Below are 23,010 nucleotides of genomic sequence, written 5' to 3'. Positions count from 1 at the left end.
AAAAAACAGGGCACGCCCGTTTTCCACCCGTGCCGGTTTCTCTCCATACGTAAAACCCTGTTTTAATTATCCACGAAGACAGATAAAAGTGCAAGCAGGCCGGACTGTGGGCATATGGCAAGTTTTTCCCGGAAAATGCTGCTCCTCATGCCTTCCATGCCACTTGAAAATAAAGGAACGGAACAAGTGGCGCATTTTGTGCCCCCATCATTTGCCCCCGGCAAGCTTGCTCGTGCATAAAAAACGTAAAATATTTTATGAAAATTCACACACAACGCGGCGGATACTTTTCTATCTTAGCAAAGGATCCGGCATGACGGCAAAAAAAGGCGTATGCTCATACGCCTTTTTTTCACAAACCCGGATGTTATGCTCCGCTTGTTTCCCGTCCTTCAAGATTTTCAGGCGTCCCTGATTCCTGCTGTTCGCCGGTGCTGATTTCTTCTTCCTGGCGAGGCGGCAGAACGGAGCAAATTGTTTCCGTATCTTCATGATTGATGGTAAATCCATACTGTCCGCGGATGTCCGCAACAGTAATGTTTTCCCCAACTTGCAGATTGGAAACATCCACCGTAATGGCATCAGGAATTTGATCCGGTTTTGTTGTAATCGACAATTCATGCAGTGCCTGCTGCAGCACGCCGCCGTCCTTTACGCCGGCGCTTTCTTCAGAAAGGACAACGCGCACAGTGGCATCGACATCTTCCGACATATTGACGGCAAGAAAATCGACATGAATGATTTTATTTTTCAAAGGATCGGTTTGCACTTCATGTACCATCACATTCCGCTGTGTCCCGTTCACATTCAGGGAAAGCACCGCATTTCTCCCGTTTTCGCGCAGTAATTTTTCAAACTCGGCGTAATTGACATAAACTGGCGTATTTTCCGTCTGGTAGCCGTAAACAACACCCGGTATGCAGCCGTTTCTTCTTAACTGGCGGCTGGAAGAATGGTGTTTATCCTGCCTTTTTTTTGCTTCAAGTACATCTGCCATAAATATTGACCTCCTAATGTTTAAGCAAACATCAAATATATCTTTACCCTGCCATTATCCATTATAAACCTGTTTTGAAAAAATGGCTTAAAATTACCGATATAAGTGAGGCTTTTCCTGATTTGCAGGATCGCGTGCTTTTCTTGTGAAAACTTGGACTGCTTTTGAAAAATATTTTCATACCCCAATCGCCGGATTCTTTCATATATCGAACAACGGGCTTACGGACTGGTCTTCATGCACACGGATAATCGCTTCGCCCAAAAGCGGGGCTACAGACAATTCAACCAGTTTTTCACTTTTTCGTTCTTCCGGAATGTTAATGGAATTGGTCGCCACCAGTTCTTTAATCGGGGAATTGTTAATCCGTTCAATCGCCGGCCCGGATAAAACCGGATGAGTGCAGCTGGCGTACACTTCTTTTGCGCCGCTTTCAATCAGCGCTTTTGCCGCAAGCGTAATCGTGCCTGCCGTGTCAATAATATCATCAATAATGATGCAAATTTTTCCGTCAACATTTCCAACAATATTCATTACCTCCGCCACATTCGGGCGCGGGCGGCGTTTGTCGATAATGGCGATCGGCGTTTTTAAACGTTCAGCCAGTTTGCGCGCACGGGTGACACCGCCATGGTCAGGGGAAACGACAACGATATCTTCCGCTTGGAATCCTTTATCTTCAAAATACTTTGCAATAATTGGAACGCCCATCAGGTGGTCGATCGGAATGTCAAAAAACCCTTGAATTTGCGGGGCGTGCAGATCAAGGGTAATGACCCTTGTCGCACCGGCCGTTTCGAGAAGGTTCGCCACCAGTTTTGCGGTAATCGGTTCACGTGCACGCGCTTTTCTGTCCTGGCGCGCATAACCATAGTAAGGAATCACAAGATTAATGGTCCGTGCCGATGCCCGTTTTAAAGCATCAACCATAATCAGAAGTTCCATCATATGTTCATTGACAGGATCGCTTGTCGACTGTATCACATAAACATCGCAACCACGGATGCTTTCTTCAATATTGATCTGGATTTCCCCGTCGCTGAATTGTGAAACGGAACATTTTCCAAGTTCGACTCCGACAACGTTGGCAATTTCCTTGGCAAGTTTCGGGTTGGAGTTCAGGGTGAAAATCTTTAAATTCGGATCTAAATACTGGTTAGACATGATGGACCTCCAATTATTGTTGTTTATGTTTTAACTTCTGGACATAGTTTTCCTTGTTCACCTGGCGTGCGCGCGCAATGGACAATGCTTCGCCCGGGACATCATCTGTAATGGTCGAGCCTGCTGCAATATAAGCATTTTCCCCGACTGTAACCGGCGCAATCAGATTGGAGTTGCACCCGACAAACGCGCCGTCTTCTATGACCGTTTTAAATTTATGTTTCCCGTCATAATTCACTGTAATCGTGCCGCAGCCGATATTGACACCTGCCCCGACTTCCGCATCGCCTATGTACGTCAAATGGGATGCTTTGCTGCCCTTGCCGACTGTTGATTTCTTTACTTCCACAAAATTGCCGATCTTCGCTTCATCGGAAATCGAGGAGTCCGGCCGGATATGGGCAAACGGGCCGACATGGACAGAAGCGCCAATTTCACTGTTTTCTGCAACGGACTGGCTGACTTCTGTTCCGTTTCCGATCACGCAATTTGTAATGTCGGAATTCGGGCCGATTTTGCAGTCTTCCCCGATGACTGTTTTGCCGGACAGCTTTGTCCCCGGGTAGATTACCGTGTCCTGCCCGATTTCAACATCCGCTTCAATGTAAGTTTGCGCAGGGTCGAGAATGGTCACGCCGTTACGCATATGGCGTTCATTGATGCGCTTTCTCATGATCCTTTCCGCTTCCGAAAGTTGCACCCGGTCATTGACCCCTAATGTTTCTTCGATACTTTCTGTCTTGTAAGCCACAACCGTTTCCCCTTGCGATTTTAAAATGCCCACCACATCAGGAAGATAATATTCGCCCTGGGCATTATCGTTGGAAACGCGCTTCAACGCTTCAAAAAGCGCCCGGTTGTCAAAGCAGTAAACGCCTGTGTTGATTTCCTTTACCTGCTGTTCTTCAGGGCTGGCATCTTTATGTTCGACAATTTTTTCCACAAAGCCTGCCGCATTGCGGATGATCCGCCCGTATCCGGCAGGGTCGGGGGCCGTTGCTGTTAAAATGGTCACTTTTGCCTGTTTCCGTTCGTGTTCTTCAAACAGGGCCTTTAAGGTTTCCGCCTGAAGGAGCGGCGTATCCCCGCAAACAACCAAAGTGGTCCCGTCCTTGTTGCCGAGAACCGGTTCTGCCTGCAGGACGGCATGCCCTGTGCCCAGCTGTTCTTCTTGCAGGACGAATGCGGTTTTTCCTTCCAGGCAGGAGCGGACCTGTTCTGCACCATGCCCGATCACCGTCACAATCTTATCCGTTTCAAGCTGTAAAACCTGGCTGGCAACATGTTCAACCATGGGTTTCCCGCAAACGGGATGCAGCACTTTGTACAATTTCGACTTCATGCGGGTACCCTGGCCTGCAGCCAGGATTACAGCGAATCTGTTTGTCATTTATGATCCCCCAATAAACCTTATTATCCATAAAAAAATATATCGTAAATAAGGGCATATTTCAAGGAAAGGCAGGATATTACAATTATTGGGAATGTTGGGGCATGGATTGGGGAGGATTGCCAGCCCTTTCTATTTATCTAAGTCCATCTAAGTCCCATACTTTGTTTGCATGAAAGAAATAATGCTAACCCTGAATTAAACCCCCGCTTTATGCGGGGGGCATTTTATGGGGCTTTTTTGTGAAACTTCATTATCCATGAAAATCGCCCGTCTTCTGGTTGACGGTTACATATGGATTTTCACCCGTATCCACTTCTTTCACCCAAACTTCCCAATTCCCGTTGCCAATATATTTATAGCGGCTGGGTGTGACGTGGTAGCCTTTATACAATTCTTTCTCAAAAGTGGTTACCCAGGCAACCTTTTGGACGGTTTACAGCCTGGCTGGTCTTATCCGTGCCGGAACTGGTGCTGTTGCTTGATGTTCCTCCATTATCCGATGCCGGATTCCCGGATGCCGGTGAATGCCTTGATGTGGGCCGGCCTATTTTGCATTGCCAGACCCGGTAGCTGCCGGGCTGCTTTCTTTTGACTGTCCCTCAGAATGATTCCGGCCGCTTCCCGTTGTTGTTGAAGCGGCGGATTCATCCTAACTGGCGTCCTTTTGTTCCGCTTTATCTTTAGGCTGCGGAGAGGGGCTTATTTCAGAATGGTCCCGGCCACTTGATACGCTTTGATTTTGATTGTGTTGGTATATAAAGAACCCGCCAATCACAACCAGAACAATAACCTTACGGGCAAAACTATTTTTTCATTTAAAATGCCTCCTCTCCCGCCCACACATCCGCAAAAATTCAATCAATAATGGTGAAAACAATAACAGTGCAGGCTGCCAAACGGCGCCGGGAGGACAAAAAAGAAGAGCCTTACTGTTGAAGTAGGCTCTTGTTGCAAAAATCTATCAGGACGCGCCAGCTTCTTCAAATTCCACTTGTTCCAATTCCCCTAAACGGTGATATTCCGACAAGACTGCATCGTGAATCTTATTGCGCGTACCCGAATTAATAGGGTGGGCAATGTCCCTGAATTCGCCATCCGGCGTCCTTTTGCTCGGCATTGCAACAAACAGGCCATTGTTGCCATCAATCACCCGGATATCATGGATGACAAATTCGTTGTCCATGGTAATCGAGGCAATCGCCCTCATCCTGCCCTCCGTATGGACACGGCGCAGCCTTACATCCGTCACTTCCATTCTTTCACCACCTCAAAAGATTTAGGATCATCTTTATTATTCAACACCCCTTTAAAATTTCCTTCTTTTTCAGAAAAAAATTCTAAAATTTTTCATAAGGTGAAAAAATGGAAGCGTATAAAGATCACGGAATAAGCGCGACCACTTCGATTTCGACGCCGGCATTTTTCGGGAGCCTTGCCACTTCAACGCAGGATCGCGCCGGTTTATGGTCCGTAAAATAGGAACCGTAAACGTCGTTTATTTTTGCAAAATCGTCCATGTTTTGAATAAAAACCGTCGTTTTGACAACCGTATCAAAAGAAGCCCCGGCTGCCTCAAGCACCGCTTTTAAATTTTCCATTACCTGGCGGGCCTGCGCTTCAATGCTGCCTTCCACAAGCGTGCCGTCCGCTCTTAGCGGAATCTGTCCCGAACTGAAAAATAAATTTCCTGCCACAACGCCCTGTGCATACGGCCCGATTGCCGCAGGCGCCTGATTTGTTGAGATGGTTTTCATTCCTTAATCCCCTCCGAACAAGCTAACTTTTGAAAAATAATTCCCTTCCACCACTTTGATCTGCTGGCTGCGGACATCGACATCCCTTAATTTCACAAGGGACACGTAATCATCAACAAGCCGTTCTTTCGTGTCTTCCGATTCAACCAAAACGCCGATGCCCGAAACAGAAGCATCGAATTCTTTCAGCAGATTGATCATGCCGTTAATCGTCCCGCCTGCTTTCATAAAATCATCGACAATTAAAACGTTTGCGCCTTCCCGCAGGCTCCTTTTTGAGAGGACCATCGTCTGGATCCGTTTTTGTGATCCGGAAACATAGTTAATGCTGACAGTCGGTCCTTCCGTCACCTTGCTGTCATTGCGGACAATCACAACCGGAACATTTAAATAAGCCGCTGTTGCCAGCGCAATCGGGATTCCTTTTGTCGCGACCGTCATAATCGTGTCAATCTCCCTGTCCGCAAATGCGGTTGCCAAAAGCTTCCCGACTTTGCTGACGACCTGCGGGCTGCCGATCAGGTCCGTCATATACAAATAACCGCCCGGCAAAAGCCGGTCCGGATTCTCCATCAGCGTGCAAAGTTCGCTGATGGCCTCTTTTGCTTCCGCCCTATCTGTACGCGAAATAAATTTAACGCCGCCCGCTGCGCCGGGAACCGTCTGCAACGTCCCAATGCCCCTTTTCTCGAATGTTTCTTTGATAATCGTCAAATCTTCACTGATGGAAGATTTTGCAGACTGGTAACGATCGGCAAAAAAACTGAGGGGAACGAGAATCCTTGGTTTTTCCAACAAATAATGTGTCATATCTACAAGACGTTCACTTCGCCGAAATTTCACGTCAAAAACCCCCGTCATAATCCCGTCTGTCAAAAATGCCGGCCCCGCTCTTCTCCGTACAAAATCGGCACGGCGGCTCTGGAAACTCGGATTCAATAACATTAATATACCGCATTTTTTTCTTTTTGAAAACAAAAATCCGTACAATCATTATTTTATATTTAAAATTGTTCGCGTTCTCCAATCATCCTGACAGCAAATACCTGGCCGCAGAATCCCCGGAGGCCGTTATAAATCCGCTGCAGCCGCGAATCATGCCGGACAAGCCCGAATACTGTCGGGCCGCTTCCGCTCATTAAGACGAGATCCGCCCCGAAGCGCTGCATTTGTTTTTTGATTTGCGCCACTTGCGGGTATGCCTTTAATGTGACGCTTTCCAGCACATTTCCCGCATGCTTGCATATGCCGGCATAATCACGGGCGCACAGGGCGCTGATCATGCCGGGAATATCCGGGTGCACCACTTCATTTAAGTCCAGTTGGCGGTAAATTTCTGCCGTTGACACGCCGATGGACGGTTTCGCCAAAATGACCCAGCAGTTTGGCGGTGCCGGCAGTTTTGTAATATTTTCTCCCCTTCCTTTTGCGAGCGCAGTGCCGCCGTATACGCAAAACGAGACATCCGACCCGATTTCGGCACCGAGTGTTGCAAGCTCATCTAAGGAAAGGCCGAGATCCCAGAGCGTATTCAGGCCGCGGAGGGTAGCTGCCGCATCACTGCTGCCCCCCGCCAGCCCGGCAGCCACCGGAATGACTTTGTCAATCGCAATTTCGACCCCCTGCCTGACGCTACACCGCGTTTTCAGAAGCCTTGCAGCCTGGTACGCCAAATTTCTCTCATCATCCGGCACAAACCGGTTTTGCGACACAATTTTAATCTCCTGATCGTGCCGCTCCGAGAGCTCGATATGATCTGCAAGGTCAATGGTTGTCATGACCATCTCCACCTCATGATAGCCATCCTCCCGTTTGCCAAGCACATCGAGCGATAAATTAATTTTTGCCGGTGCCTTGACCAACAACTTCAAATCCTTCACCTACTTCCAACATCCAATCCAGCCGTATTTCCTGCTTCATTTTTCTTATTCTAACATAACGCCCGGCAAATATTTACATCAAAACGCAAATTTCGTAGAACATAAAAATTGACAAAATTGCCGCATGTGCATTCGCCGCCCGAATATGCAAAAAGCCGGGGAAATTCCCCGGCCCGGCGCCATGCAGCAGTCGCAAAGATTGTCAGGTCAGTTGCCCGATTGTTTTTCCGAAGCAAGGTGCGCTTCAGCCAGTTCAATGGCACGCTTTACCATATTCCCGGCATCCCGGGCTTTAATGCCGCCCCAGCCTTCTTCCTGGACGACATCATAAAAGCCGAGATCTTTCGCCAGTTCTTCTTTAAAACGTTCAGACATGATCCCTCTTCTTCGGCCCATTAGATAAAATTTCCCCCTTTGATGGGAAAGGCAAAAAAGCCCCTGCCTTTCCTTTCATTTGGTTGTCATATCCCTGCATGCGCCTCTTTGTAGTATGTACGAAACAAGCCTGGAATATGAAGAAAGCGGCAGCAGGGATCCCTGCTGCCGCCCGTAAAATAGAAAACAGCAAACATATGTCTGCTGCCGCTCATCAAACCTCTTGTTGTTTATCCATAAAAACAAGCTGTACTGTTTCTGTCAGGACATCTGCATAGCTGTAGGAAACACGTTCAAAAGCATTTTCCTCCTGGTCTAATTCGATGACAAAAACTGCTGGGTAAGTTTCTGCCAAAACACCGGAACGTTCAATCGTCTTTCTTCTGCCGCCATTGGCTCTTAACATTAATCTTTTTCCCAAGTTTGAATCCAAGGATCTTTTAATGTCTGTTAACGTTTTTGGCATTTCGCTCCACCTCACTAGTTTCAATTATAACACAGCTTGCGCTTCCGGTCAAATAAAACGTATATTTTATCAGTGATCAAGCCGGTCTGTCAACCATTTTTCATTGTTTCTTTGCCGTTTTTCCGGTCGCAGGTTTGCATGTTCAGTGTATGGGGCTGCCTTGGAGAAAATGTTATACCTGTCAAAGGCTCATATTCTTATCAATAGGATATGCCAAATGCAATCGAATTATGTAAAATCCTGCAGCCCGGCCAATTTTGAGGAACCGGGACGGGGCTCCCACTTAGTCCTCATCCATTGGCTTATATGGCATCCCGGTCCGCAGCACGCCCTTTGTTTCCACGCCTCCCAGGCCTTTTTGCCCTGTCAGTGTATTGCGGAGCACGTCCCAAACATTCACTTGTTCCATAAACGAGGTGTAACAGATTTTGGCCACAATGTAGACCGGATCGAGCGCATGAATATTCACCCGGAGCGGGGAACTGGCAAAATTGGCGCCTGCCTGGATAAGCGACTCAAAATGAGACTGGCATGCGCCTGCAAAAATGACGAGCTGATCCAAATTCGGCACCTTTTTCCTTGCTTCCATCACGGTTCTGACAAAAGATTTTGAGTGGCGGTATGCATTTAAATCCGCTATTTTTCCCTTTGATTTTGAATAAGCATCATGGCCGGTAATCACCAGAATATTCGGCCGGTATTGGTCAAGCAGCGCATTGATGCGAACCGGCATTTCTTTTTCGTAACAATGGATGCCGTAAACCGTCACGCCGATTTTTTCATATAAATTCAGGCATTTTTTTAAATAATGGGGATCGCCGTCCAAGTGCAAAACCCTTCCCGGCAGCTGGAAATAACTCAGTTCCTCTTTATAGCCGTGTGTGGCCTCATAATCGCGCTTTTCCTTCAACAGTTCGATATCCTGTTTAAACAGTTCGAATGACTGTTCTTCCAAAGAACGAAACTCCTGCGTAATTTTAGATCTTTCCGCAGGGTCGGGGGTGACCAGGTCTTCAAACGGGGCATCCGCGATCAGCCGGACATCCTCCCCGTACAAAACAGCCACTTTCCGCCCGTTCTGCTCCTGTATATCGATGACCCGGAATAAAATATCACAATTGTAAGACTTCCTTCCAACAATTGCGTTGAGCCTTGCTTCCATTGCCGTCAACTCCATTTGGTTTCCATCTCTCGCCTGCATAACACTATATATGCACTGCCTTCGGAAATGGTGAAAAAGCCGGGGTGGAACGCACTCCCCCGGCTTGATGCGGCATTTATACTGTTGTGTGAAAAACGGGAAACAAAGCATTGCTTAAGGCGGCAAATTCCTCGAGGCTGAGCGTTTCCCCCCGCCTCGATGGTTCAATGCCAAGCTGCCCGAGTACGGAAAGCAGCGTTTCTTTCTTGTCTTTTCCGCCGGGAAGGCCGGCAGTCAAATTATTGATCAAGGTTTTCCGCCGCTGGGCAAAGGAAGCTTTTGCCACCTGAAAAAAGAACGCTTCATCGGTAACCCCGACTTTCGGTTTGTCCCTTTTCACAAGCTTGACCACGGCGGAATCCACATTCGGCTGGGGCATAAAGACCGTTTTCGGCACAATCATCGCCACTTCCGCCGTCATATAATACTGGATTGCAATGGAAAGCGTGCCGTAGTTTTTCGTGCCGGGAACCGCCGAAATCCGGTCGGCCACTTCTTTTTGCAGCATCACGACCATGCCGCGGATCGGATACTGTCCGGTGACAAATTTCAATATGATCGGGGTCGTCACGTAATACGGCAGATTGGCGACAACCATGATATCGTTTATACCAGCAAATTCCGTTTCCAGCACTTTTTCAATATCGGCCTTTAACACGTCTTCATAGATCACGTTTATATTCGGGTACGGCGCCAGCGTATCTTCAAGGATCGGAGCCAGCCTTTTGTCAATTTCAAAAGCAACGACTTTTTTGCTGCTGCGGGCGAGATGTTCCGTGAGCGCGCCGATGCCGGGGCCGACTTCGACAACGCCGCTTTCTTGCGTTAAATCCGCCGTATCCGTAATATTCCGGAGTATGTTCGGGTCAATTAAAAAATTTTGGCCCAGGCTTTTTTTAAACGAAAATCCGTAGCGGTTTAAAATCGCTTTTGTCCGGATGGGGGTGGCAATGTCTTTTTGCAAGTTGATTCCTCCTGTAACACTTTCATCAGGGCGTCCCGGAACGTGTCTTTATCGATTTGGAACACCATCAGCCGTTTATGGAGCTGCTTGCCGTTCGTGTATCCGATTTTTAAAAGTTCCCCAATTCTTGCCCTTCTTTGTTTGGCCAGCGGTCCGGCAATCAGGCCTGCAGCCATTAAATCATCCCTTGTGATGACTTCCGGCACGGCTTCCTCCATTTGATGCGCCTCCCGCAGCGCTTGCCGGATCGCCGCAGGACGTGCATGTTCGACCCCGATTCCCCGGTCCTCGGGCGCCCGTGCCTCCTGTTTGTCCAAAAATGCGTGTTTGCAGCCGGGCACCTTTTCCGCGATCGTTTTGCGGATTTTTTCACCGGGAAAATCAGGATCGGTGAAAATGATGGCGCCCCTTTTTTCCTGGGCAAGGCGGATTTTTTCAATCGTACTTTCCGAAATGGCCGACCCGTTTGTTTCAATCGTGTCGGCATCGAGCGCCCGCTTGATGGCCGCTGTGTCGTCTTTGCCTTCCACGACAATAACCTCTTTTAATTTTGCCATGCGGATAAAACTCGCTTTCTATGCATGATCTTTTATTTTAAACAATTTTTCTGCATTTAACATCGTCTGCTCGGCAACTTTTTCAAAAGGAATGCCTTTGATTTCCGCAATCTGCTCAGCGACCAGTTTTACATATGCCGGCTCATTGCGTTTCCCGCGGTACGGATGCGGGGCAAGATAAGGGCAGTCTGTTTCAATCAAAAGCTTTTCAAGTGGAACCTCGGCAGCCACTTCTTTCGGTTTTTTTGCATTTTTAAACGTCACCGGGCCGCCAAGTGAAATGTAGAAATTCATTTTGATGCATTCCTTCGCCGTTTCCGGGCTGCCGCTGAAACAATGCATAATACCGCCTGTTTCCTGTGCATTTTCCTCTTTTAGAATTTGCACACAGTCTTCTGTCGCTTCCCGGTTATGAATAATAATGGGCAATGCCAGCTTTTTGGCCAGCCGGATTTGCTGCCTGAACACTTCCTGCTGCACCGCTTTCGGCGATTTATCCCAATGGTAATCCAGCCCGATTTCACCGATCGCCACCACTTTCGGATGATGGGCAAGAGATTCAATCCAGTCCAGGTCTTCATCTTTCATGTCAATCGCATCAACCGGGTGCCAGCCGATCGCTGCATACAGAAACGGGTATTGGTCAATCAGCGCCATCGCTTTTTGGATGGTCGGCCTGTCAAACCCGACGACTATCATCTTTTCCACCCCGGCCGCCCGCGCACGTGCGATGGTGGCTTCCAAATCCTCTTTGAACGCTTCATCATTGATATGCACATGGGTATCAAATAACATCTTTTTCACCTCAAATTCTTCACGTTTGTTTTCACATATGATCGGGAAAAACATCTATTTTTCCTGAAAAGTAAAAGAAAAACATAGAGAGATCCGTCGAAATTTGTTCCACGTGAAACATCTCTATGTTTTTCATCTCATCTGGTCCCTTTATTTGACAATCGCGCCGAGCGGCAGGCTTTCATCAATGGTTGCCAATGACAATATGCCGTCTTTTTCGCCTGCGAGAATCATGCCTTGTGACCATTCACCGCGCAATTTGACAGGTTTCAGATTGGCCACGACAATGACTCTGCGCCCGACCAGTTCTTCCGGTTTGTAATATTCCGCAATGCCGGAAACAACCTGGCGCTGTTCATTTCCAAGGTCAAGCTGCAGTTTCAACAGTTTGTCGGCTTTTTTTACCGGCTCACAAGCGGTTACTTTTGCGACACGTAATTCCACTTTTGCGAAATCATCGATCGTGATCCCGGATTTTGTGTCTTCCGCTTTCGCTTTTTCTTCTTTCGTTTCTTCTTTTTTCGGAACCGCACCTTGCATTTGCGATTTGATAAACTGAATTTCTTTTTCCATATCGAGACGCGGGAAAATCGGCTTGCCTTTTTTCACAACCTTTGTGCCTTCCGGAATGCTGCCGAATAAGGACAGGCTTTCCCATGTATGCAAGCTCTCATCCGTAATGTTCAGCTGGTCAAACATTTTCTTTGGCGTTGATGTCAAAAACGGCTGTAAAAGGATGGCGATATGGCGCAGCGACTCCGCCAAATGGACCATCACTTCGGCAAGATCCGCCCGTTTGGTTTCATCTTTTGCCAATGTCCACGGAGTTGTTTCATCAATATATTTGTTTGTACGGCTGACAAATTCCCATAAAGAAGCGAGCGCAATCGAGAACTGCATGTTTTCCATCGCATCTTCGTATTTTTTCACAGCCTCTTTATATGCGGTCACAAGCTGGATGGAATACGGATTGTGCGAACCGGCAAACGTTGGAATGACACCGTCAAAATACTGGTTCATCATCGCAATCGTACGGTTCAGCAGATTGCCCAGATCATTGGCGAGGTCAAAATTGATCCGTTCCACAAACCCTTCCGGCGTAAAAATGCCATCCGCCCCAAACGGCACTTCACGCAGCAAGTAATAGCGGAGTGCGTCGAGCCCGTACCGGTCAATCAAAGTAACCGGGTCAATGACATTTCCTTTTGATTTCGACATTTTCCCGTCTTTCATGAGCAGCCAGCCGTGTGCAAACACTTTTTTCGGCAGCGGGAGGCCGAGCGCCATCAACATAATCGGCCAGTAAATCGTATGGAAGCGGACGATTTCCTTACCGACAAGATGGACGTCAGCCGGCCAGTATTTCCGGTAGTTCGAATCGTCATCGCTGCCGTAACCGAGCGCTGTAATATAGTTGGTCAAGGCATCAATCCAGACATAGATGACATGTTTCGGGTCCCCGGGCACTTTTATCCCCCAGTCAAACGTTGTCCGCGATACGGCAAGATCCTCAAGCCCCGGTTTGATAAAGTTATTGATCATTTCATTTTTCCGGCTTTCCGGCTGAATGAAATCTGGATTTTCCTCATAGTACTGCAAAAGCCGGCCGACATATTTCCCCATTTTGAAAAAGTACGATTCCTCTTTTACTTTTTCTACCGGCCTGCCGCAGTCCGGGCATTTGCCGTCCACAAGCTGGCGTTCCGTGAAGAAGGATTCACAAGGCGTACAGTACCAGCCCTCATACTCTCCCAAATAAATATCGCCCTGGTCGAGCAGCTTCTTGAAAATCTTTTCCACTGCCTTTTTGTGACGGTCCTGTGTCGTGCGGATAAAATCATCATTGGATATTTCGAGTTTTTTCCATAGATCCTGGATGCCGGCGACAATTTCGTCGACATATTGCTGCGGTGTCACGCCTTTTTCCTTTGCCTTGCGCTGGATTTTCTGGCCGTGCTCATCCGTGCCGGTCAGGAACATGACGTCAAACCCGCGCAGCCTTTTATAACGGGCCATCGCATCGCCTGCAACGGTTGTATAGGCATGGCCGATATGTAAATTTCCGCTCGGATAATAGATCGGCGTTGTGATATAAAAAGTTTTCCGTTTTTCTTCCAAACCAGCCTCCACCTTTCGATAACATTAGACATTTCTTTTGCACATTTCACGCGCTGCTTAGAACTTCTAAACAATAAGTATAAAACTTTTCGTGAAAATAAGCAAAAAACGTGGATTTTTAAAAAAAGTCCCTTATGTTTAGTATACCGCATCAAGGAGATGACTTGCATCTTCATGGCGCCCGGTGCAGCGCATTATCCATTATAGACGGCATACCGCCGGCTTAACCGGTGCAGGGCCATGGTTTTTATCCTTGTCGAAAAATATTTTAAACAAATTTGTTTTTTTATTCCAATTTATCTTCTATAATACAATTAGATAGGTTGTACAGGTTTTGAAGATTCAGGGGTATTCGCCAGTTTTTGATAGATATAGACGTACAGCATTTGCGCAATCGGGTTTGGTATCAGGGTTCTGTACAGGTTCACATCTACTTTAAGGGAGGAAAGCGTTAATGAAATCAACAGGCATTGTACGGAAAGTCGATGAACTCGGCCGTGTTGTCATCCCAATTGAATTGCGGAGAAATCTTGGCATTGCTGAAAAAGATGCATTGGAGATTTATGTCGATGATGACAAGATCATTTTGAAAAAGTACAAGCCCAATATGACCTGCCTCGTCACCGGGGAAGTCTCGGATGACAATCTCCGGCTGGCAGGCGGAAAAATTGTTTTAAGCCGTGAAGGCGCAGAATTGCTGATGAAAGAAATCCAAGAAAATTTCCATTTGGAAGATCAGCCGGCTGAAAATGAACAGGCAGCGGACGAAGCAGAACCATTCGCATCCAAACCTGAGCCGGAACCGGAACCCCGCTGAAACGCGGGGTTTTTTTACGCCTTGGACAGATCGTTGTTGCCAAACATCCTCCCCGGTTTTTGATTCACAGTTCGTGATAGATTTGGTAGACTTCCCTTTTTGGCAGTTTCCGGTCTTTTGCCGCAAGCTTGATCGCTTCTTTTGTTGGCAGCTGTTTTTGCTGCATATAGGCTTCCACATGTTCTTTGACGGATAGCGCCGTCCACCAGAAATTGCCGTCTTCTTCCCCTGTTTCCGGGCTTCCTTCCACAACCAGGCAGAACTCGCCGCGCACTTCATTGTTTTCGGCCCATTCCACCGCTTCCCTGATCGTCCCCCGCAAAAATTCCTCAAATTTTTTCGTCAGCTCGCGGCTGATGGAAATTTTCCGGTCCCCCAGCACTTCCGCCATCATCTGCAGCGTATGTTTCAGCCGGTGCGGCGCTTCATACAAAATGAAGGTGGAAGGGATTTTTGCGAGCCGTTCCAGTGCCGCCCGCTTTTCCTGCTTTTCCCGCGGCAGAAACCCGTAAAACGTAAACGGCTGCGGTGCAATCCCGGCAGCAATTAACGCCGTAAGCGCCGCGTTTGCGCCCGGAAGCGGCACAACCGGGATCCCTTCGCGAATGCAGGCAGCGGCAAGCTCATAACCCGGGTCCGAAATGCACGGCATGCCTGCATCGCTTACAAGGGCAATCTTTTCGCCGCGCGCGAGCCTCGTGATTAAATCGCGTGCGCTCGCTTCTTTATTATGTTCATGATGGCTTACAAGCGGCGTGTGGATATCAAAGTAGCTGCACAATTTTTTGCTGTTTCTCGTATCTTCAGCAGCAATCAAGTCAGCTTCTTTTAAAATGCGCACTGCCCGGAATGTCATATCCTCGAGATTGCCGATCGGGGTCGGGACCAAATAGAGAATCCCTTTATTTTTTTCATCATGGAAACTTTGCTGCCTGTGCAAGGTCGACACCTGCCTTCTCCAAAAATCGCTCTTTTTCCCGGCGCGGGAGTTTTTTAAAAGCATATTCCGCTTTCATGGCCCCGCTTTTTGTCTCATATTCCTGAAAATACAAAAGCTTAACCGGTGTCCGCGTTCGCGTATACTTGGCGCCCCGGCCTTCGCTGTGTTCGCGGAAGCGCCGTTTCAAATCAACGGTATACCCGCCGTAAAAACTGCCGTCACAGCATAGAAGCACGTAAAAATAAGATTTAGTTTTTGTTTCCATACAGCAGTTCTTTCACTTCTTCCGTATATTCGCCATCCTGCCCGTACACGAACAAGGGCGGGAGAATCTTCAAATCCGGTTTTCCGTCTTTTATGCCTTCAACCAGAATCGTATTCGCTTCTTTGCCTGCTTTCGGATAAACAAACCGGAGCCGTTTCGGTTCGAGGCGGTGTTTTTTCATCAACGTAACCAAGTCGACCAGACGTCCCGGGCGGTGCACAAACGCTGCTTTGCCGCCCTGCTTGAGCATCCGGCTGCTGACTTTTACGACATCTTCCAATGTGCAGAAAATTTCATGGCGGGCAATCGCAAAATGCTCATTTTCATTTTGAAAATTCTTCGTCTGCGAAGGAAAATAAGGCGGGTTGCACGTCACCACGTCAAATTTGCTGCAGCCGAGCACATCCGGCATTTCCTTCAAATCGCCGTGAATGATCCGGATCCTGTCCTCAAGCCCGTTATAAGCGACGCTTCTTTTTGCCATATCCCAGAGGCGTTCCTGGATTTCGACCCCGGTAATCTCCGCTTTCGTACGGCTGCTTAATAAAAGCGGGATCACCCCGTTTCCCGTGCATAAATCAAGCACTTTCCCTTTTTGGATCGGCAGCCAGGCAAACTTTGCCAGAAGCACCGCATCCAATGAAAAAGCAAACACGGACGGGCTTTGCACAATCCTTAAATTTTCCGCAAGCAAATAATCCAATCGTTCGTCTCCTGATAATGTCACCATCATCCTGTAGCCTCCAAAAACAACGGCTGCATAAAACAGCCTTCCCGGTAAAAGGAAGGCTTTTCATCTTGGACCGTTCGTTACTTCTTATTCAAAAAGGAAAGGCAGAACAGGCAATCTTCCCCGTTGCGCGGGCTGCCGAAATGGACATTGCAAATATGGAAGCCTTCCTGATAAAGGCGGGCCAGATTGTCATACCCTTCGCCGATATCAAGAAGCGTCTGCGGCACGCCCTTTTCCTTGATTTTCCGAACAATCTCGGCCGGTTCATCATGCGGATCTGTGCCTTCCCCGCCGGATTCAGGCTGCAACTGGCGTCTGAAATAGTCATTCTGGATTTTCAGAATGCTGTTTTCTTCAATGACTTCCGTTAAATCCCGTTTCAGTTCCCCCAACTTTTCCTGGAGCGCCCCGATCTGCACTTCCATTTGCTGTATCTCCTCAAATAATTCTTTCCTATCCATCAGTTCTCCACCTCATTAATCCGTGGATTGAATTGACACAACATCCGCACTTAGAAATTCTTCCATCGTATACTCAATCGTACGCCCCTGGCTTTGTAATTCAATTTGCAAAACTCTTTCCAAAATGTTCAAGCCGGTTACTTTTCCAGTTCCGTAAGGCGTTTTTACCATTTCCCCGACATCCGGAAACGCTTCTTTTACCGCTTCATATTCATCATTTTCATATTTCAGGCAGCACATCAGCCGTCCGCAAAGCCCGGAAATTTTTGCCGGATTTAATGACAAATTCTGGTCTTTTGCCATTTTGATCGATACCGGCTCAAAATCGCCCAAAAACGTGGAGCAGCACAGCATCCTGCCGCAAGGGCCGATGCCGCCAAGCATTTTCGCTTCATCCCGCACCCCGATCTGGCGGAGTTCGATCCTTGTCCGGAAAATGGACGCCAAATCTTTTACGAGCTCCCGGAAATCGACGCGCCCGTCAGCGGTAAAATAAAAAATAATCTTATTCCGGTCAAATGTATACTCCACATCCACCAGCTTCATCTCAAGCTGGTGTTCCGCAATTTTTTTCATGCAAATCCCATATGCTTCTTTTGCGGCCGCTTTATTTTCATCCACTGTCATATGATCTTTCTGGTCGGCAATCCGGATGATTTTTTTCAGCGGCAGCACGACATCATGTTCCCCGACAACCTTGGGATTTGTCACAACAAAGCCATACTCAATGCCGCGCGCGGTTTCGACGATGACGGCATCATTTTTTTTAACGGGAAAATCGCCTGGGTCGAAATAATATACTTTGCCGGCTTTTTTAAACCGGATTCCTACTACATTAAACAAAGGCCGTTCCCCCCTGCAAATTTAAAACAAGCTGTTCCATGAGCAGCTGTTGATTGACATTGGCACCCAATTTCTTTTTTGCATCAAGAATGGCTGCCAGTTTTTCAGCCAGAGAACGCGGGGAGCAGGAAAGAAGATCTGCAGAAAAAAGGTTTAGCTGATCGGGATAAACGACATCTTCCTGTTTTCCCAGATGGATGGAAAGAAGATCTTTATAAATCCATATCAACAGATCCAACCCGAGATCCAGTTGATTTTTTTCTTTAAAATGCCCAAACCACGCTTCCTGCAAAAAAACCATTGCGCGGGAAGGCGATTTTGAAAGGGTTGTATACAATTTTAACACGATTTTTCGGGCTTGTGCAAACCACTCATCATTGCTTAATTCAAGCGCTTCTTCCAAGTGGCTTGTCATATGGGAAAGAAGCGGGGCCAAATTGGGGCTGACCCCGCCCTCAATCAGCTGTTGTTTCAGTATGGCGGGCGGGACCGGCTTAAATGAAACGACCTGGCAGCGTGATAAAATGGTCGGCAGGATCCGGTGCAGCTGGGTTGTCATGAGCACGGCCGTCGTGCCGGGGTTCGGCTCTTCCAAAAACTTCAGCAGGCTGTTGGCGGCGCCTGTCGACATTTTTTCGGCGTCCGCAATCATATACAGCTTTCGTTTCGACTCCACCGCCCGTTTGGAAAACTCCTGCTGCAACGCTTTAATCTGCTCTTTCTTGATTGAAAGGCCGTCCGGTTCAACCAGATGAACGTCAGGATGTGTGCCGTGGCTGATTCTTAAGCAATTCGAACAGCTTTCGCATGGAAAAAAATCATCCGCCGGCTGCAGGCAAAACAATGTTTTCGCCAGTAGCTGCGCGGCCCCTTTTTTCCCTGTGCCGCGTCCACCTTCAAATAAATAAGCATGTGCCATCCGGCTGCGCCTGATGCTGTTTTTCAGCAAAGTTGCCGCAACAGGCTGGATATTTTCAAATTCTTCCCATGTCATGGCTTCTTCCACTCTCTTAAGTATATAAATTAATCAGCAAACCTTTTACCTCGCCGATTTTTCCCAGTATATCGAGTGCGGGCTGCTCTTTTCTGAGACAGGCGTCGGTAAGATCCGCCAGTTTTTTGTCTATTGTTTCCACTATATTCAATTTGCGGCTTTCCCCGAACCGGTCGAAGCTTTGTGACTGTTTATTTTTCATCCCGTATTCGACAGTTTGCTTCACAAATTGTTTTACAAGCGACTTGAATTTGGACAAGTCTTTGAGACTGCGCGAACGGGCAAGCCGGCTGCCTGCTTCGTCAATTTGCGACAAGAGCTGTTGAAATTCATCCATTTGCAGCTTTTCCCTGCTTGTGTCCATCACTTCGGCAAAATTTGTTGTGCCCGTTGCCATGCTTTTTGCTTCCCGGGCCGTTTTGTCCAAACCAATACGCAAATCCTGTTGTATTTTCAATCCATTATTCCCCCGTTAAAACTGGTGAAATTCATCTACCGGCAGGACAAATACCGTCGCGCCCCCCACTTCGATTTCGACCGGATACGGGATGTAGCTGTCGGCATTTCCGCCCATCGGTGAAACCGGGGTAATAAACTGTTCCCTCGATTTGCAATTTTCCTTAATGACCTGCAACGCTTTATTGACACGAATTTCTTCCGTTCCGATCAGAAAAGTCGTATTGCCCGATTTTAAAAACCCGCCTGTCGATGCAAGTTTTGTCACACGGAAATTATGGTCAACCATGGCTTTCATCAACCGGTTGCTGTCCTGGTCCTGTACGACTGCGACTATCAGTTTCATTTTTTCCCCTCCTGAATTTCCAACCGTGTATTTATCCTTCATTATATCATCTTCCATTTACCGTTATATATGAAATTCTGCTTCTGTATGTGAATTTCCTTTTATCCGGGGAAATTTTTCCCGTAATGCCGGCAAATGGCGCCCAGCACTTTTTGCAAAGCGGTATGATATATATATTCTACCTCTTTATTGGCATCAATGGCATGGATTCTATCCGGAAACCGTTTTAACAATATTTGGAACCCTTCTCTTACCTTTCTATGGAAGTCGATGGCTTCCAGGTCAAGGCGGTTTACTTCCCGGTTTTGATTTTTGGCAATCCGGCTGAGGCCTGTCTCTGCTTCCACATCAAAATAGAGCGTCAAATCCGGCAGCAGACCGCCCGTTGCAAACTGGTTGATCCGGTACACTTCCTCTATTCCGATTCCTCTCGCATAGCCCTGATACGCGAGCGAACTGTCAATAAACCGGTCGCACAGGACAATGCGCCCCTCTTCCAGTGCCGGCAGGACCTTCTCCGCAAGATGCTGGCGGCGGCTTGCCGCATATAGCAAAGCTTCCGTCCGCGCATCCATTTCCGTATTTTCCGGGTTCAAAATAATGTGCCGGATCTGTTCGGCAATTTTAATGCCCCCGGGTTCCCGCGTCAACACAATGGGATAGCCGTTTTCCTTTAAGTGTGCGGCAATCATCCCGGTAATGGTCGTTTTCCCCGCGCCCTCAGGCCCTTCTGCTGTAATAAAAATTCCTTTCATGTTCTCTCCCTTTCTATCTATAAACTGCCAGCCTGTTTTCAAAAAACGGGGCATCCGCATGAAACCCCGCCCCGCAAGCACGCAGTTGTTGGATTTGGTAAAGATGGGCGTCTCGAACCTGTTCACCCGGCACAAGCAGCGGCACACCGGGCGGATACGGCGTAACCATTTTTGCCGCAATCCGCCCCTTTGCTTCTTCAAATGATACCCATTCCGCCTCTTTTTCTTCCATTTCATCATAGGCAAGGTGCAATTCCGTTAACCCTTGCAGGGTGTCCAAACCTGCTGTTTCTCCCGATGCCGGTTTTTGTTCCGCCCGTTCCAGCCTGGGTTGGTTCCCGGCTTGTGGAGATGCTCCGGCAAGCGCTGCTTCGATCCGCCCGGCAGCATCCTCATACGGAAAAGGCATGCCGTTTTTTAAAAGCGGCAGCACAAAGACAACCCGTTGTAAATCCGCCATTTCTGTGTACACACCGGCTTTTTCAAGCACGGATTGAAGCTTGAACCCGGAGAGGCCGGGGAATGCCGCCAGCAATTTCAGCGGATCCTGCCCCTTTTTTTCCTCCAGTTTTAACATCTTGCCGAGCCGCGCGGAAAATTGCTCCCTTTGTGACAGGGTATAGCAGATATCTTCACGGCTGAAATTGGCGGCATACCACCTTGCGTAATCGAGCGACATCATAATGGGATACGACGGGCTGCTCGATTGCAGCGCTGATAAATAGAATTTTAACCTTTCAAACGGAAAATGCGGCGCCCTGATATGTAAAAAAGACCCCATTGTCATCGCCGGCAGCATTTTATGGGCAGACTGGACGGCGGCATCTGCCCCCTGGTGGAGCGCCGTCTCCGGAAACGGGGAGCCAACCTGAAAATGCGCACCATGGGCTTCATCCACCAGCACATAAGCGCCGTTTTGATGCGCGATTTCAGCCACGGCCCGCAAATCGCAGGTAATGCCATAGTAAGTCGGATAAGTCAAAATACACGCTTTCACGTCCCGGTATTGCCTGAACGCCTGTACAAATACTTTTTCTGAAAATCCGGCCGGCATTTGGAGTTCCTCATCAATTTCAGGAAAAACAAAAACCGGATTGGCCCTGGCAAGCCTGAGGGCATGCAAAACCGATTGATGGCAGTTCCGGTCCACAAGCACACGATCCCCCGGCCGGCACACGGAAAGGATCATGGCGAGGTTGCCAACGGTGCTTCCGTTTACGAGAAAATAGCTCTTTTCACTGCCGTAATAATCTGCCAACAAATCCTGGGCTTCTTGAATGGCTCCTTCCGCATGGTGCAAATCATCCAGCCCGGACAGTTCTGTTGCATCATATTGCAAAAAAGACGCGCTTTCTTTTAATAACGGCTCGATCAACAAGCCATTTTTATGCCCCGGCACGTGGAACGAAACGGGATTGGTATGTTGATAGCGGCATAGCGCTTCAAATAACGGCATTCGATTTTGATCCATATCCGTACCCCTTATCATACGGGGCCGCCTGTAAAAATTGGCCCCGGGTTTACTTTTTCTATTTTACTATAAACGGGCAAAAGCGGGCAGGAAACGGATAGATGAAGTTTTTTCCGATTGTCCAGGCATCGCTTTTCATAGAACAGAATTTACACGGGCAGGGCAAAAAAAATAACCAAGCCTGTTTTAGTACGCTTGGTCTTGTATACATTTTTGATTTTGGACTGCCTTCAACTGTCGGACAAAATAGGAATAACGCGGATCTCCTGTATCAGTACGGACCATTTCCTGTTCGCAGTCACTGCAGATAAATGATGTATAAAGATGGATGCCGCTATGTTTTAATTTCTCACAAACAATGCACATTTCCGGTTCATTTCTCCGGGCACTCCGATTCATCTGCTCCACCCCCTGCTCATTATATTTGCCATCATTCCTGCCGACTATTCACAATCAAAGGAATTTTTTCAAATGTTGCAACGAAATAGATTGATGTATGGTATCGTATGCCGGTTTTCCAGGTGTGTGTATGTCTGAAAAGAACCGCCCCAATGCGAAAAGAAGCCGTTTTTAACGGCTTTCCGAAAGAAGTCTCCCATCCTCAAGGAATGTGAAGGTGCGAATAGCACCAGTGAGTAGGTGGGAGATGAATTTCGGTTGGCTTTAGCCAAAGTTATTTTTCCATAAAAACAGGCAAAAACCGCAGACAAGTCGCCTGCGGTTTTGATTTGGCCCGGCAACGTCCTACTCTCGCAGGGGGAAACCCCCAACTACCATCGGCGCTGGAAAGCTTAACTTCCGAGTTCGGGATGTGTTCGGGTGTGACCTTTCCGCCATCATCACCGGACCTGTATTTTATTTTGGGATGCGTTCCCTGAAAACCGGATGGGAGAAAAAACTGTAAACGGAGAATAGCTTTGGTTTCTAACTTTGAAAATTATCCAGCTCCAGCGCCTATCGGCTAGCGTATTTCTGCGCTTTCTCCCTACGATAAGCGGGCATCGGCTCGCCTTTAGGGCTCGTCGTGTTTCCTTTATCTCAGTCGAAAGCTCCGAAATCCGTACGCCGATGGGCAAGGCGCTTCCGCTTTTCTACTGTCCAGCTTCGGTGCCTAGCCCCTCGAGGTCGAATCACCTGCCCGTCACGGAGCCAAAAGACGGCTCCGTGCCGGTCAGAACATTCGCTTGTCGGGGCTAAACAAGGCACCTTCGCTTTTCTATTTGGTTAAGTCCTCGATCGATTAGTATCCGTCAGCTGCACGCGTC

General features: G+C 47.9%; 26 protein-coding genes and 1 rRNA gene. 1 reads left to right on the top strand and 26 read right to left on the bottom strand.

All coding sequences use genetic code 11. The annotated features are described in order from the left end of the window. Positions 1-367: 367 nt before the first annotated feature. From IC21_RS15020 to metG, 14 genes are all read right to left on the bottom strand, one after another. Positions 368-997 carry a 50S ribosomal protein L25/general stress protein Ctc gene (locus IC21_RS15020; protein ID WP_029141891.1) on the bottom strand — a complete coding sequence of 210 codons (630 nt, stop codon included), beginning with the start codon at positions 995-997 and terminating at the stop codon, positions 368-370. 201 nt (positions 998-1,198) lie between these two features. Continuing rightward, positions 1,199-2,161 carry a ribose-phosphate diphosphokinase gene (locus IC21_RS15015; protein ID WP_019722084.1) on the bottom strand — a complete coding sequence of 321 codons (963 nt, stop codon included), beginning with the start codon at positions 2,159-2,161 and terminating at the stop codon, positions 1,199-1,201. Between the two features lie 13 nt (positions 2,162-2,174). Further along, positions 2,175-3,551: a bifunctional UDP-N-acetylglucosamine diphosphorylase/glucosamine-1-phosphate N-acetyltransferase GlmU gene (gene glmU, locus IC21_RS15010; protein ID WP_029141892.1), complete on the bottom strand. Its 1,377-nt coding sequence runs from the start codon at positions 3,549-3,551 to the stop codon at positions 2,175-2,177. A 964-nt stretch (positions 3,552-4,515) separates the two neighbouring features. Continuing rightward, complete coding sequence (gene spoVG / locus IC21_RS15005) at positions 4,516-4,809, bottom strand: septation regulator SpoVG (protein WP_029141893.1); 294 nt, start codon at positions 4,807-4,809, stop codon at positions 4,516-4,518. Between the two features lie 124 nt (positions 4,810-4,933). After that, positions 4,934-5,308: a RidA family protein gene (locus tag IC21_RS15000; protein WP_013857997.1), complete on the bottom strand. Its 375-nt coding sequence runs from the start codon at positions 5,306-5,308 to the stop codon at positions 4,934-4,936. A gap of 3 nt (positions 5,309-5,311) precedes the next feature. Beyond that, positions 5,312-6,151: a pur operon repressor gene (purR, locus tag IC21_RS14995; RefSeq protein ID WP_029141894.1), complete on the bottom strand. Its 840-nt coding sequence runs from the start codon at positions 6,149-6,151 to the stop codon at positions 5,312-5,314. Between the two features lie 161 nt (positions 6,152-6,312). After that, complete coding sequence (ispE, locus tag IC21_RS14990) at positions 6,313-7,179, bottom strand: 4-(cytidine 5'-diphospho)-2-C-methyl-D-erythritol kinase (RefSeq protein WP_026104901.1); 867 nt, start codon at positions 7,177-7,179, stop codon at positions 6,313-6,315. Between the two features lie 216 nt (positions 7,180-7,395). Then, the gene (locus tag IC21_RS14985; protein ID WP_017554888.1) at positions 7,396-7,584 is read right to left on the bottom strand and encodes a small, acid-soluble spore protein, alpha/beta type; all 189 of its coding nucleotides are present in this window, start codon (positions 7,582-7,584) and stop codon (positions 7,396-7,398) included. A gap of 193 nt (positions 7,585-7,777) precedes the next feature. Continuing rightward, the gene (gene veg, locus IC21_RS14980) at positions 7,778-8,029 is read right to left on the bottom strand and encodes a biofilm formation stimulator Veg (protein ID WP_013857992.1); all 252 of its coding nucleotides are present in this window, start codon (positions 8,027-8,029) and stop codon (positions 7,778-7,780) included. 283 nt (positions 8,030-8,312) lie between these two features. Beyond that, positions 8,313-9,191, bottom strand: a complete 879-nt coding sequence (gene yabG, locus IC21_RS14975) for a sporulation peptidase YabG (protein ID WP_029141895.1) — start codon at positions 9,189-9,191, stop codon at positions 8,313-8,315. 115 nt (positions 9,192-9,306) lie between these two features. Further along, positions 9,307-10,194 carry a 16S rRNA (adenine(1518)-N(6)/adenine(1519)-N(6))-dimethyltransferase RsmA gene (gene rsmA / locus IC21_RS14970; RefSeq protein WP_013857990.1) on the bottom strand — a complete coding sequence of 296 codons (888 nt, stop codon included), beginning with the start codon at positions 10,192-10,194 and terminating at the stop codon, positions 9,307-9,309. Further along, complete coding sequence (gene rnmV / locus IC21_RS14965; RefSeq protein ID WP_013857989.1) at positions 10,149-10,751, bottom strand: ribonuclease M5; 603 nt, start codon at positions 10,749-10,751, stop codon at positions 10,149-10,151. Before rnmV ends, rsmA begins: the two co-directional genes overlap by 46 nt. Before the next feature lie 18 nt (positions 10,752-10,769). Beyond that, a complete protein-coding gene (locus tag IC21_RS14960; protein ID WP_174760516.1) occupies positions 10,770-11,546 on the bottom strand; it encodes a TatD family hydrolase in 777 nt (258 codons plus the stop codon). A 150-nt stretch (positions 11,547-11,696) separates the two neighbouring features. After that, a complete protein-coding gene (gene metG, locus IC21_RS14955) occupies positions 11,697-13,664 on the bottom strand; it encodes a methionine--tRNA ligase (RefSeq protein WP_029141896.1) in 1,968 nt (655 codons plus the stop codon). 454 nt (positions 13,665-14,118) lie between these two features. On the opposite strand from metG, the gene IC21_RS14950 reads away from it, so the two are divergent. Further along, complete coding sequence (locus IC21_RS14950) at positions 14,119-14,481, top strand: AbrB/MazE/SpoVT family DNA-binding domain-containing protein (protein ID WP_029141897.1); 363 nt, start codon at positions 14,119-14,121, stop codon at positions 14,479-14,481. 64 nt (positions 14,482-14,545) lie between these two features. Here IC21_RS14950 and rsmI read toward each other — a convergent pair whose 3' ends face one another. The 12 genes from rsmI to rrf all read right to left on the bottom strand — a co-directional run bounded on the left by rsmI (position 14,546) and on the right by rrf (position 22,592). Then, the gene (gene rsmI / locus IC21_RS14945) at positions 14,546-15,430 is read right to left on the bottom strand and encodes a 16S rRNA (cytidine(1402)-2'-O)-methyltransferase (protein ID WP_017553984.1); all 885 of its coding nucleotides are present in this window, start codon (positions 15,428-15,430) and stop codon (positions 14,546-14,548) included. Next, on the bottom strand, positions 15,396-15,686 hold the full coding sequence (locus IC21_RS14940) for a GIY-YIG nuclease family protein (RefSeq protein ID WP_013857984.1): 291 nt from the start codon (positions 15,684-15,686) through the stop codon (positions 15,396-15,398). The genes rsmI and IC21_RS14940 overlap by 35 nt, the downstream gene beginning before the upstream one ends. Beyond that, a complete protein-coding gene (locus tag IC21_RS14935) occupies positions 15,670-16,416 on the bottom strand; it encodes a tRNA1(Val) (adenine(37)-N6)-methyltransferase (protein WP_026104833.1) in 747 nt (248 codons plus the stop codon). Before IC21_RS14935 ends, IC21_RS14940 begins: the two co-directional genes overlap by 17 nt. Before the next feature lie 80 nt (positions 16,417-16,496). Next, positions 16,497-16,880, bottom strand: a complete 384-nt coding sequence (yabA, locus tag IC21_RS14930; protein ID WP_019722094.1) for a DNA replication initiation control protein YabA — start codon at positions 16,878-16,880, stop codon at positions 16,497-16,499. A gap of 15 nt (positions 16,881-16,895) precedes the next feature. Continuing rightward, positions 16,896-17,723 carry a PSP1 domain-containing protein gene (locus IC21_RS14925; protein ID WP_013857981.1) on the bottom strand — a complete coding sequence of 276 codons (828 nt, stop codon included), beginning with the start codon at positions 17,721-17,723 and terminating at the stop codon, positions 16,896-16,898. Further along, positions 17,716-18,717, bottom strand: coding sequence for a DNA polymerase III subunit delta' (gene holB, locus IC21_RS14920; RefSeq protein ID WP_029141898.1), 1,002 nt, complete (start codon positions 18,715-18,717; stop codon positions 17,716-17,718). The genes IC21_RS14925 and holB overlap by 8 nt, the downstream gene beginning before the upstream one ends. A gap of 16 nt (positions 18,718-18,733) precedes the next feature. After that, positions 18,734-19,174 (bottom strand): YaaR family protein, encoded by a 441-nt coding sequence (locus tag IC21_RS14915; protein WP_013857979.1) that lies wholly within the window; start codon positions 19,172-19,174, stop codon positions 18,734-18,736. 15 nt (positions 19,175-19,189) lie between these two features. Further along, positions 19,190-19,519: a cyclic di-AMP receptor DarA gene (gene darA / locus IC21_RS14910; RefSeq protein WP_013857978.1), complete on the bottom strand. Its 330-nt coding sequence runs from the start codon at positions 19,517-19,519 to the stop codon at positions 19,190-19,192. A gap of 101 nt (positions 19,520-19,620) precedes the next feature. After that, the gene (tmk, locus tag IC21_RS14905) at positions 19,621-20,274 is read right to left on the bottom strand and encodes a dTMP kinase (RefSeq protein WP_017553989.1); all 654 of its coding nucleotides are present in this window, start codon (positions 20,272-20,274) and stop codon (positions 19,621-19,623) included. 13 nt (positions 20,275-20,287) lie between these two features. Continuing rightward, complete coding sequence (locus IC21_RS14900) at positions 20,288-21,745, bottom strand: aminotransferase class I/II-fold pyridoxal phosphate-dependent enzyme (protein ID WP_029141899.1); 1,458 nt, start codon at positions 21,743-21,745, stop codon at positions 20,288-20,290. 186 nt (positions 21,746-21,931) lie between these two features. Further along, a complete protein-coding gene (locus IC21_RS14895; RefSeq protein WP_371836569.1) occupies positions 21,932-22,111 on the bottom strand; it encodes a sigma factor G inhibitor Gin in 180 nt (59 codons plus the stop codon). 365 nt (positions 22,112-22,476) lie between these two features. Beyond that, positions 22,477-22,592, bottom strand: a 5S ribosomal RNA gene (gene rrf / locus IC21_RS14890). Between the last annotated feature and the right edge of the window lie 418 nt (positions 22,593-23,010).

It is taken from the genome of Heyndrickxia coagulans DSM 1 = ATCC 7050, from assembly GCF_000290615.1.
Taxonomy (GTDB): Bacteria; Bacillota; Bacilli; order Bacillales; family Bacillaceae_C; genus Weizmannia; species Weizmannia coagulans.
Note: the sequence above shows the minus strand (reverse complement) of the source record. Positions and strands in the feature narration are given on the sequence as shown.